This window comes from Pseudomonas sp. zjy_15 (assembly GCF_043101865.1).
Lineage (GTDB): Bacteria > Pseudomonadota > Gammaproteobacteria > Pseudomonadales > Pseudomonadaceae > Aquipseudomonas > Aquipseudomonas putida_Y.
In genome coordinates this window covers 98769-109429 of sequence record NZ_JBICII010000037.1, presented here as the reverse complement: position 1 = coordinate 109429, position 10661 = coordinate 98769, and the positions used below count along the sequence as shown (strand labels likewise).

The window sequence follows — 10661 nt, the reverse complement described above, 5'->3', positions numbered from 1 at the left end:
GTTGTGCAAAGCTCCACATCAGTGGAAGACAGGGAATCTTGTTTCGAACTATGCTTTTTCATGGTCTCGCCCTCGCTGCCGTTGGCTTCTTTGAACACCACCGTGGCACTGTGATGCCTCGGCGGGGGCGAGTCCATCGATTACACGCGGCCTGCGCCCAATCGCCGATGTGTGTCCACCCCCGATAGGAGCGGGTTTACCCGCGAATACGGTGGCAGCGGCAACGGTGAACGGCGGGTGGAGATTGGCCAGCAGGGCCGGCCCTTTCGCGGGTGAACCCGCTCCTACACGACGGCCTGCGCCCAATCACCGATGCGAGTCCATACATAGGAGCGGGTTTACCCGCGAATACGGTAGCGGCGGCAACCGTGAACGGCTGGTGGAAATTGGCCAGCAGGGCCGGCCCTTTCGCGGGTAAACCCGCTCCTACGGGCTTTTGCAGGGGTGGCCTTGTGTTGCGTTAGGGCCGCAAAGCGGCCCTCGGGCACCGTTATTCCACCAGTTCGACCAGCACAGTCCCTTCGCTGACCATATCCCCCTCCAGGCAGAACAGCGCCTTCACCGTGCCGGCATGCGGCGCACGAATGCTGTGCTCCATCTTCATGGCCTCCAGTACCACCAGCGCAGTACCGGCTTCCACCACCTGGCCAGGTTCGACCAGCACCCGTACGATACTGCCGTTCATCGGCGCACCCAGCCCACCCTGGTGGCTGTGGCTGGCTTCAGCCTCGGCAATCGGATCGAAGGCTTCGATGGCATGCATTTCGCCATCCCAGTGCAGGTACAGCGTGCCACCCCGACGGATTGCCAGATGCTGGCGACGCACGCCGTTCTGGTCATGCACCAACTGCTCACCTTGTAGCTGCCAGGTGGAAGCAGCGCTGCGTTCCAGGGCCACTGCCTGGTCTTGGCCAGCGCTCACCAGATGCAAGCTGCTGCGTGCCGGCAAGCCCAAGCGCAGGCCGTTACGCCCGCCCCAAGGCGAATGGCGGTCGTCATCGCGCTGATGTGCCCCCTGGCCCTGAAGCCACGCCTCTGCCGCCGCTTCCCAGAAGGCTGCCGGCAATGCTTGCGGCGCAGGCAGCAGAACCGCCTGATGACGCGGAATGAATCCGGTATCCAGTTCCGCCGCAGCAAATGCCGGGTGGGCGAGAATGCGCCGCAGGAAGGCAATGTTGGTCTTCAGCCCGCCAATGGCGAACTCATCGAGCATGGCCAGCAAGCGCAAGCGCGCCTGCTCTCGGTCTTCGCCCCAGGCGATCAGCTTGCCCAGCATCGGGTCGTAGAACGGCGACACCACATCGCCTTCGCTAACCCCGCTGTCCACCCGGCGGCCTTCGCCGGGCGCCGATTCACGGTACAGCGCCAATTTGCCGGTCGCGGGTAAGAAATCGTTGGCCGGGTCTTCGGCATAGAGGCGTACCTCGATGGCATGGCCGATCAGCGGCACCTGTTCCTGTGTGATCGGCAAGGCTTCGCCGCAGGCCACGCGAATTTGCCAGGCAACGAGGTCCAGGCCGGTAATGGCCTCGGTGACCGGGTGTTCCACCTGTAGACGAGTGTTCATCTCCATGAAGAAGAACTCGCCGCGGGCATCGAGCAGAAACTCTACTGTGCCGGCACCCACATAGCCGATGGCTTTCGCCGCGCGCACAGCGGCCTCGCCCATGGCCTGGCGCAGTGCTGACGAGAGGCCGGGGGCCGGGGCTTCTTCGACCACCTTCTGGTGGCGGCGCTGGATCGAGCAGTCGCGCTCGTTGAGGTACAGGCAGTTGCCGTGCTGGTCGGCGAACACCTGAATCTCCACGTGGCGTGGTTTGAGCACGTACTTTTCCACCAGCATGCGCGCATCGCCGAACGACGACTGTGCCTCACGCTGGGCCGAGGCCAGGGCGTCGGCCAGTTGGCTTTCTTCCTCGACCACTTTCATGCCCTTGCCACCGCCACCGGCGCTGGCCTTGAGCAGCACCGGGTAGCCGATGCGTTCGGCCGCGGCGCGGAAGGTGTCCAGGTCCTGGGCCTCGCCGTGGTAGCCCGGCACCAACGGCACGCCGGCCGCTTCCATCAGCGCCTTGGCTGCCGATTTGCTGCCCATGGCGTCGATGGCGCTGGCCGGTGGGCCGAGGAATATCAGCCCGGCCTGCTCGATGGCGCGGGCGAAACCTGCGTTCTCGGACAGAAAGCCATAACCTGGATGGATGGCCTGGGCGCCGCTGGCCTTGGCTGCGGCCAGCAGCTTGTCGACCAGCAGGTAGCTTTCGGCAGCCTTGGTGCCGCCCAGGTCGACGCGGATGTCGGCTTCGCGGCTATGACGGGCGTCACGGTCGGTGGCGCTGTGCACGGCAACGGTGGTCAGGCCCATGGCCTTGGCGGTGCGCATCACCCGGCAGGCGATTTCGCCGCGGTTGGCGACCAGCAGGGTGGTCAAAGCGGGGCGGCTCATGGGCGCGGCTCCTTCTTGTCAACGGTTTGCCAGGCAGGGCGGCGTTTTTCCAGGAAGGCGCGCAGGCCCTCCTGGCCTTCGGCGCTGACGCGGATGCGGGCGATGGCGTTTTCGCAGTAACGGCGCAGGGCCGGGCTGAGTTCGCCGTCATCCACTTCGCGCAGCAGGTCCTTGCTGGCGCGCAACGCTTGCGGGCTGTTCTGCAGCAGGTTGCTTACCCAGGCTTCGACCTGGTCGTCCAGTTCGCTGGCTGGGTACACCTCCGCCAACAGGCCCAGTTCGCGGGCGCGCACGCCAGTGAAGCGTTCGGCGGTGAGGGCGTAGCGGCGCGCGGCTCGCTCGCCAATGGCCTTGACCACGAACGGGCTGATCACCGCCGGGGCCAGGCCGATGCGCACTTCCGACAGACACAGCTGCGCGTCTTCGGCGCCAATGGCCATGTCGCAGCAGCTGATCAGGCCCAGCGCGCCGCCGAAGGCTGCGCCTTGCACCACGGCCAGGGTCGGGGCCTTGAGGCGGTGCAGGGCGTACATCAGCTCACCCAGTTCGTGGGCGTCATCCAGGTTGGTGTTGAAGTCCAGTTGCGCCGACTGCTGCATCCAGGCCAGGTCGGCACCGGCGCTGAAGTGCCGGCCACGGCCGCGCAGCAGCACAAAACGCAGGCTGATGTCTTCGGCCAACTGGTCGATGGCCACGATCAGCTCGCGGATCATCTGCGCGTTGAAGGCGTTGTTCTTGTCCTCGCGGCTTAGCCACAGGGTGGCGAAGCCGCGTGGGTCGCGGATCACTTCGAGGGTGCTGAAATCGCTCATGGGTCACATCCGGAAAATGCCGAAGCGGCTCTGTTCGATCGGCGCGTTCAGCGCGGCAGACAGCGCCAGGCCGAGGACGTCGCGGGTCTGTGCCGGGTCGATGACACCGTCGTCCCACAGCCGGGCGCTGGAATAATAGGGGTGGCCCTGATGCTCGTATTGGTCGAGGATCGGTTGTTTGAGCCTGGCCTCATCCTCGGCACTGAAGGGCTGGCCGCTGCGCTCGTTTTGCTCACGCTTGACCTGGGCCAGCACGCCGGCGGCCTGTTCGGCGCCCATTACGCCAATCCGCGCGTTGGGCCACATCCACAGGAAGCGCGGGTCGTAGGCGCGGCCGCACATGCCGTAGTTGCCGGCACCAAAGCTGCCGCCGATGATCACCGTGAACTTCGGCACCTGGGCGCAGGCCACGGCGGTGACCAGCTTGGCGCCGTGCTTGGCGATGCCGCCTTCTTCGTACTTCTTGCCGACCATGAAACCGGTGATGTTCTGCAGGAACAGCAGCGGGATGCCGCGCTGGCAGGCCAGTTCGATGAAATGCGCACCTTTTTGCGCGGCTTCGGCGAACAGGATGCCGTTGTTGGCCAGGATGGCCACCGGGTAGCCGTGCAAATGGGCGAAGCCGCACACCAGGGTGGTGCCGAACAGCGCCTTGAATTCATCGAACACCGAGCCATCGACCAGGCGGGCGATCACTTCGCGCACATCGAACGGCTGCTTGGCATCCGCCGGTACCACGCCGTACAGCTCGTCGGCGGCATACAGCGGCGCCACTGGGGCCAACCGCTGCAGCTTGCCGAGCTTGTGCCAGTTGAGGTTGGCCACACTGCGTCGCGCGATGGCCAGGGCGTGTTCGTCGTTGTCGGCATAATGGTCGGCGACGCCACTGGTGCGGCAGTGCACATCGGCGCCGCCGAGGTCTTCGGCGCTGACCACTTCACCGGTGGCGGCTTTTACCAGCGGCGGCCCGGCGAGGAAGATGGTCGCCTGCTGGCGGACCATGATCGCTTCGTCGGCCATGGCCGGCACGTACGCGCCGCCAGCGGTGCACGAGCCCATCACCACGGCGATCTGCGGGATGCCTTGTGCGCTCATGTTGGCCTGGTTGAAGAAGATGCGCCCGAAGTGCTCGCGGTCGGGGAACACTTCGTCCTGGCGTGGCAAGTTGGCGCCGCCGGAGTCCACCAGATAGATGCACGGCAGGCGGTTCTGCTGGGCGATGGTTTGTGCACGCAGGTGCTTCTTCACCGTCAGCGGGTAGTACGAACCGCCTTTTACCGTGGCGTCGTTGGCCACGATCATGCATTCGACGCCCTCGACTCGGCCGATGCCGGCAATCACGCCCGCAGCCGGCACGTCCTCGCCATACACCTCATGGGCGGCCAACTGGCCGATCTCGAGGAACGGCGAGCCTGGGTCCAGCAGGCGGTCGATACGCTCGCGTGGCAGCAGTTTGCCACGTGAGGTATGCCGTTCCTGGGCCTTGGGCCCGCCGCCCTGGGCAACCTGGGCGAGCAGGCCGCGCAGGGCCTGGACCTGTTCGAGCATGGCCGCGCTGTTGATGGCAAATTCTGCCGAACGCGGGTTGATCTGGGTGTGCAAGGTAGCCATGTGCGCCCGTCCCTTATGTTCAGCGGGTTTCGTTGAACAGTTCGCGGCCGATCAGCATCCGGCGGATTTCGCTGGTGCCGGCACCGATTTCGTACAGCTTGGCGTCGCGCAACAGGCGGCCAGCCGGGAATTCGTTGATATAGCCGTTGCCGCCAAGAATCTGGATCGCCTCCAGGGCCATTTGCGTGGCACGCTCGGCGGTGTACAGGATCACGCCGGCAGCGTCCTTGCGGGTGGTCTCGCCGCGGTCGCACGCCTGGGCCACGGCATACAGGTAGGCGCGGCTGGCATTGAGCTGGGTGTACATGTCGGCAATCTTGCCCTGGATCAGCTGGAACTCGCCGATGCTCTGGCCGAATTGCTTGCGGTCATGGATATACGGCACCACCAGGTCCATGCAGCTTTGCATGATGCCGGTCGGGCCGCCGGACAGCACCACACGTTCGTAGTCCAGGCCGCTCATAAGGACGCGCACGCCGCCGTTGAGCTGGCCCAGAATGTTCTCTGCCGGCACTTCCACGCCATCGAAGAACAGCTCGCAGGTGTTGGACCCGCGCATGCCCAGCTTGTCGAACTTGTTGCTGCGGCTGAAGCCTTTCCAGTCTCGCTCGACGATGAACGCGGTGATGCCGTGCGCACCCTTGTCCAGGTCGGTCTTGGCGTAAATCACGTAGGTGTTGGCGTCGGGACCGTTGGTGATCCAGGTCTTGCTGCCGTTGAGCACGTAGTGATCGCCGCGTTTTTCTGCGCGCAGCTTCATCGACACCACGTCGGAGCCGGCATTGGGCTCGCTCATGGCCAAGGCGCCGATGTGTTCGCCGCTGATCAGTTTGGGCAGGTACTTGAGCTTCTGCTCGTGGGTGCCGTTGCGGTTGATCTGGTTGACGCACAGGTTGGAGTGGGCGCCGTAGGACAGCGCCACCGACGCTGAGCCACGGCTGATTTCTTCCATCGACACCACGTGGGCCAGGTAGCCCAGGCCAGCGCCGCCGTACTCTTCTGGTACGGTGATGCCCAGCAGGCCCATGTCACCGAACTTGCGCCACATGTCGGCGGGGAACAGGTTGTCGTGATCGATCTGTGCGGCGCGCGGGGCCAGTTCGGCGGCGACGAAAGTGCGGACCTGGTCACGGAGCATGTCGATGGTTTCGCCCAGGGCGAAGTTCAGGGAGGGGTAATGCATGCTGGGGCACCTTCTTGTTCTTGAAATTGGGTTACACCATAGCTTGGGATCCAGCCCCGCCCCCTGTGGGAGCGGGCATGCCCGCGAATACGTCAGCAGGGTCACCGTCATTACCTGATCGGTCGCATTCGCGGGCAAGCCCGCTCCCACAGGGGGCGGCGTGGCGCCTCAAGTGGGTGTCGTTCATCACCTTTACGTTAACGTAAACCTGCAAGTAGGCACTGTCAATCCACTTGTCACCTTTACGTAAACGTAAATCTGCGCCAGAGTATTCCCGCTTGCTTCAGCCGTGCCCAAAACAACCACAAGAAGGGACACCCATGAGTCAACCAAGCTATACCCGCGGTCGCCAGGACCGACCCTTGCTGACCCAGACCATCGGCCAGGCCTTCGATGCCACCGTAGCCCGCTGTTCCGACAGCGAGGCCTTGGTGTCCCGCCACCAGGGCCTGCGTTACAGCTGGCGGCAGTTGGCCGAACAGGTCGAAATACACGCCCGCGCCCTGATTGCTCTGGGCGTGAACACCGGTGATCGTGTTGGCATCTGGTCGCCCAACTGCGCCCAGTGGTGCATCTTGCAGCTGGCCAGTGCCAAGGTCGGCGCCATCCTGGTCAACATCAACCCGGCCTACCGTGTGGGTGAGCTGGAATATGTGTTGCGCCAGTCTGGCTGCCACTGGCTGGTCTGCGCTGAAGCCTTCAAGACGTCTGATTACCACGCCATGCTGCAGGAGCTGGTGCCTGAACTGGCCAGCACCCGGCCTGGTGAGCTGGCCAGTGAATGCCTGCCCGAGTTGCGTGGCGTCATCAGCCTGGCCGCCAACCCGCCTGCCGGCTTCCTGCCCTGGCACGCATTGGCCGAGCGGGCAGGGCAGACGTCTGTCGAGGCTTGCACAGCCCGTCAGCAAAGCCTGCAATTCGACCAGCCGGTAAACATCCAGTACACCTCCGGCACCACCGGTGCGCCCAAAGGTGCCACGCTCAGTCACTACAACATCCTCAACAACGGTTTCATGGTGGGTGAAAGCCTTGGCCTGACGGCCCGCGACCGTATGGTGATCCCGGTGCCGCTATACCATTGCTTCGGCATGGTCATGGCCAACCTCGGCTGCATCACCCACGGCAGTACCATGATCTACCCCAGCGACGCTTTTGACGCCGAACTGACCTTGCGCGCCGTGGCCGAAGAGCGCGCCACTATCCTCTATGGTGTGCCGACCATGTTCATCGCCATGCTCGACCACCCGTCGCGTGCTCACATGGACCTGTCGACCCTGCGCAGCGGCATCATGGCCGGCGCCACCTGCCCGATCGAGGTGATGCGCCGGGTCATCGACCAGATGCACATGGCAGAAGTGCAGATCGCCTACGGCATGACCGAAACCAGCCCGGTGTCGCTGCAGACCGGCCCGGACGACGATCTGGAACTGCGCGTGACCACCGTCGGCCGCACCCAGCCGCAGCTTGAGAACAAACTGCTGGACGCCGATGGCTGCATCGTCCCGCGCGGAGAGATTGGCGAACTGTGCACCCGCGGTTACAGCGTGATGCTTGGCTACTGGGACAACCCCCAGGCCACGGCGGATGCCATCGACCCGGCCGGCTGGATGCATTCGGGTGACCTGGCGGTGATGGACGAGCAGGGCTATGTGCGCATCGTCGGGCGCAACAAGGACATGATCATTCGCGGCGGCGAGAACATTTACCCGCGTGAGCTGGAAGAGTTTTTCTACACCCACCCGGCGGTGGCCGATGCGCAGGTGATTGGCATTCCGTGCAGCCGCTATGGCGAAGAGATCGTCGCCTGGATCAAGCTGCACCCTGGGCATAGCGCCACGGCCGAGGAGCTGCAGGGCTGGTGCAAGGCACGCATCGCACACTTCAAAGTGCCGCGGTATATCCGTTTTGTCGACGAGTACCCGATGACGGTGACAGGGAAGGTGCAAAAGTTCCGCATGCGTGAGATCAGTGTGGCGGAGATTGCGGCTGCATCTGCGGGTTGATGTGCGGGCGCGGCCGGCCTCTTCGCGGGTAAACCCGCTCCTACCAGGGACAGCGCCGCATTCAAGGCCGGCACGGTCGCTGGTAGGAGCGGGTTTACCCGCGAAGAGGCCGGCCCGATCAATGCAAGATCTTCACCTTGCCAAGCACCCGGTCATCCTCAACCTTTCAATGGAGCAGAGGAGATCAGCTGTTCATGCCGGTGCCGTGGTCTACCCTTAAGCCTTCACCGGTGGCTCCTGGCTCGGCGGGTCGCCCACTGTCGGCGGCACGGTCGGCTTGATCGGCAGCTCGTCCGGCTCTTCTTCCGGTACGGGTGGCGGCAAGCTCGGGTCGTCGATATTGGGATCGGGTGTCTCCGGTGGAATGGGAATGTTCATGGCCTGACCTCGCGTGGGTGGGTGAAGAGGTGCTGTAGGCTCTGACCGCTGGCAGCTGCCGTTCGCTCAATTATTTTGAACCCCCCGCCTGTGCCCGGCTCTGAACCCTTACCGCCACCAGCCTGAGGGAGCAAGGTCGATGTCACGAAACGAGCCCTTTGAAAGCGTGCCCATGGCGAACGATCACCCGGACCAGCCCATCAGCCTGTCCCAGGCGCTGCTGGCGCCGCGTATCGTGATTGAAGACACCCAACCCGTGCTCGACGCCGGCAGCTTCGCCGCCAAGGCCGTCAGTGGCCAGCCAGTGGCAGTCAGCACCAAGGCCTACAGCGACGGCCACGACCGCCTGGCGGTGATGCTCAACTGGCGCCAGGCGCACAGCAGGCGCTGGCATTGCGTGCCGATGCAGTCGGCGGGCAACGACCTGTGGCAGGCCGAATTCACCCCCACCGAGCTGGGCCCGCACCGGTTCAGTATCGAGGCCTGGATCGACCCGTTTGCCACCTATTGCCACGACCTGGAGAAGAAGTACCACGCCGGCGTCGAGGTAAAACTGGAATTGGAAGAAGGCCGTTTGATGCTCGGCACAGGCATCGAGCTGTGCAGCGGTGCCCTGCGCGAGGCGCTAGAGGCCTTGCAGCAGCGCCTGCCCACGCTCAGCACCGATGACCAGGTGGCCTTGTTTCTCGACCCGACCACCGCCCGCCTGATGGGCGAGGCCGAACACCGCAGCTACCTGACCCGCAGCCCTGATTTCCCCCTTGATGTCGACCGCCCGGCCGCATTGTTCGCCAGCTGGTACGAGCTGTTCCCGCGCTCGGTTACCGACGACCCGCAGCGTCACGGCACCTTCAACGACGTGCACGAACGGCTGCCGATGATCCGCGACATGGGCTTCGACGTACTGTACTTCCCGCCCATCCACCCCATCGGCATGCAACATCGCAAGGGCCGCAACAACGCCCTCAAGGCCGAGCCGGGCGACCCGGGTAGCCCGTATGCCATCGGCAGCCCGGAGGGCGGCCATGAGGCCATCCACCCGCAACTGGGCAGCCGCGATGACTTCCGCCGTCTGGTGGCTGCGGCTGCGGAACACGGCCTGGAAATCGCCCTCGATTTCGCCATCCAGTGCTCCCAGGACCACCCTTGGCTCAAGGAGCACCCGGGCTGGTTCAGCTGGCGCCCGGACGGCACCATCCGCTACGCCGAAAACCCGCCGAAAAAGTACCAGGACATCGTCAACGTCGATTTCTACGCCCCAGAGGCCGTGCCCTCGCTGTGGCTGGCCCTGCGCGATGTGGTGGTCGGCTGGGTCGAGGAGGGCGTGAAGACCTTCCGCGTCGACAACCCGCACACCAAGCCGCTGCCGTTCTGGCAATGGCTGATCGGCAATGTGCGCAGCCAGCACCCCGACGTCATCTTCCTCGCCGAAGCCTTTACCAAGCCGGCGATGATGGCGCGCCTGGGCAAGGTCGGCTACGCACAGAGCTATACCTATTTCACCTGGCGCAACCACAAGCAGGAGCTGCGCGAATATTTCGAGCAGCTCAACCAGCCGCCTTGGAGCCAGTGCTACCGGCCCAACTTCTTCGTCAATACACCGGATATCAACCCGTTTTTCCTGCACACCTCAGGCCGCGCAGGGTTCCTTATCCGTGCGGCGCTGGCGACCATGGGCTCAGGCTTGTGGGGCATGTATTCGGGCTTCGAGCTGTGCGAGGGCACGCCGTTGCCGGGCAAGGAGGAATATCTGGATTCGGAGAAGTACGAAATCCGCCCACGTGATTTCACCCAGCCCGGCAACATCATTGCCGAGATCGCCCAGCTCAACCGCATCCGCCGGCAGAACCGTGCCTTGCAAACCCACCTGGGTGTGGCCTTCTTCAATTGCTGGAACGACAACATTCTGTATTTCGCCAAGCGTACGCCTGAGCGTGACAACTACATCCTGGTGGCCATCAGCCTCGACCCGCACAACGCCCAGGAGGCGCATTTCGAGTTGCCACTGTGGGAGCTGGGGCTGGACGACAACGCCGAAACCCAGGGTGAAGACCTGATGAACGGCCACCGCTGGTCGTGGTACGGCAAGACCCAATGGATGCGCATAGAGCCCTGGCACCTGCCGTTCGGCATCTGGCGCATCGAGAAAGCCGGGTAAAACCGGTCTGTAGCCTTTTCCCCTGTGGGAGCGGGCACGCCCGCGAACACCGGCAGAGCCGGTGCCAAGCACC

At 64.2% G+C, this 10661-nt stretch carries 7 protein-coding genes; 2 read left to right on the top strand and 5 right to left on the bottom strand.

Annotation, left to right across the window (positions count from 1 at the left end):
- Positions 1 to 490: 490 nt before the first annotated feature.
- The 4 genes from ACF8EF_RS07875 to ACF8EF_RS07860 are packed head-to-tail and all read right to left on the bottom strand — an operon-like array spanning position 491 to position 6049.
- A complete protein-coding gene (locus tag ACF8EF_RS07875) occupies positions 491 to 2443 on the bottom strand; it encodes an acetyl/propionyl/methylcrotonyl-CoA carboxylase subunit alpha (RefSeq protein ID WP_176682235.1) in 1953 nt (650 codons plus the stop codon).
- Positions 2440 to 3255, bottom strand: a complete 816-nt coding sequence (locus tag ACF8EF_RS07870; RefSeq protein ID WP_176682236.1) for a gamma-carboxygeranoyl-CoA hydratase — start codon at positions 3253 to 3255, stop codon at positions 2440 to 2442. The genes ACF8EF_RS07875 and ACF8EF_RS07870 overlap by 4 nt, the downstream gene beginning before the upstream one ends.
- Before the next feature lie 3 nt (positions 3256 to 3258).
- Positions 3259 to 4866 carry a carboxyl transferase domain-containing protein gene (locus ACF8EF_RS07865; protein WP_176682237.1) on the bottom strand — a complete coding sequence of 536 codons (1608 nt, stop codon included), beginning with the start codon at positions 4864 to 4866 and terminating at the stop codon, positions 3259 to 3261.
- Between the two features lie 19 nt (positions 4867 to 4885).
- Positions 4886 to 6049: an isovaleryl-CoA dehydrogenase gene (locus ACF8EF_RS07860; protein ID WP_003251317.1), complete on the bottom strand. Its 1164-nt coding sequence runs from the start codon at positions 6047 to 6049 to the stop codon at positions 4886 to 4888.
- Between the two features lie 320 nt (positions 6050 to 6369).
- On the opposite strand from ACF8EF_RS07860, the gene ACF8EF_RS07855 reads away from it, so the two are divergent.
- Positions 6370 to 8052 (top strand): AMP-binding protein, encoded by a 1683-nt coding sequence (locus ACF8EF_RS07855; protein WP_392462003.1) that lies wholly within the window; start codon positions 6370 to 6372, stop codon positions 8050 to 8052.
- Between the two features lie 216 nt (positions 8053 to 8268).
- Here the strand turns inward: ACF8EF_RS07855 and ACF8EF_RS07850 are convergent, their stop codons facing one another.
- On the bottom strand, positions 8269 to 8430 hold the full coding sequence (locus tag ACF8EF_RS07850; protein ID WP_015271006.1) for a hypothetical protein: 162 nt from the start codon (positions 8428 to 8430) through the stop codon (positions 8269 to 8271).
- 139 nt (positions 8431 to 8569) lie between these two features.
- On the opposite strand from ACF8EF_RS07850, the gene ACF8EF_RS07845 reads away from it, so the two are divergent.
- Positions 8570 to 10588, top strand: coding sequence for an alpha-1,4-glucan--maltose-1-phosphate maltosyltransferase (locus ACF8EF_RS07845; protein WP_392462005.1), 2019 nt, complete (start codon positions 8570 to 8572; stop codon positions 10586 to 10588).
- The last annotated feature ends 73 nt before the right edge of the window (positions 10589 to 10661 follow it).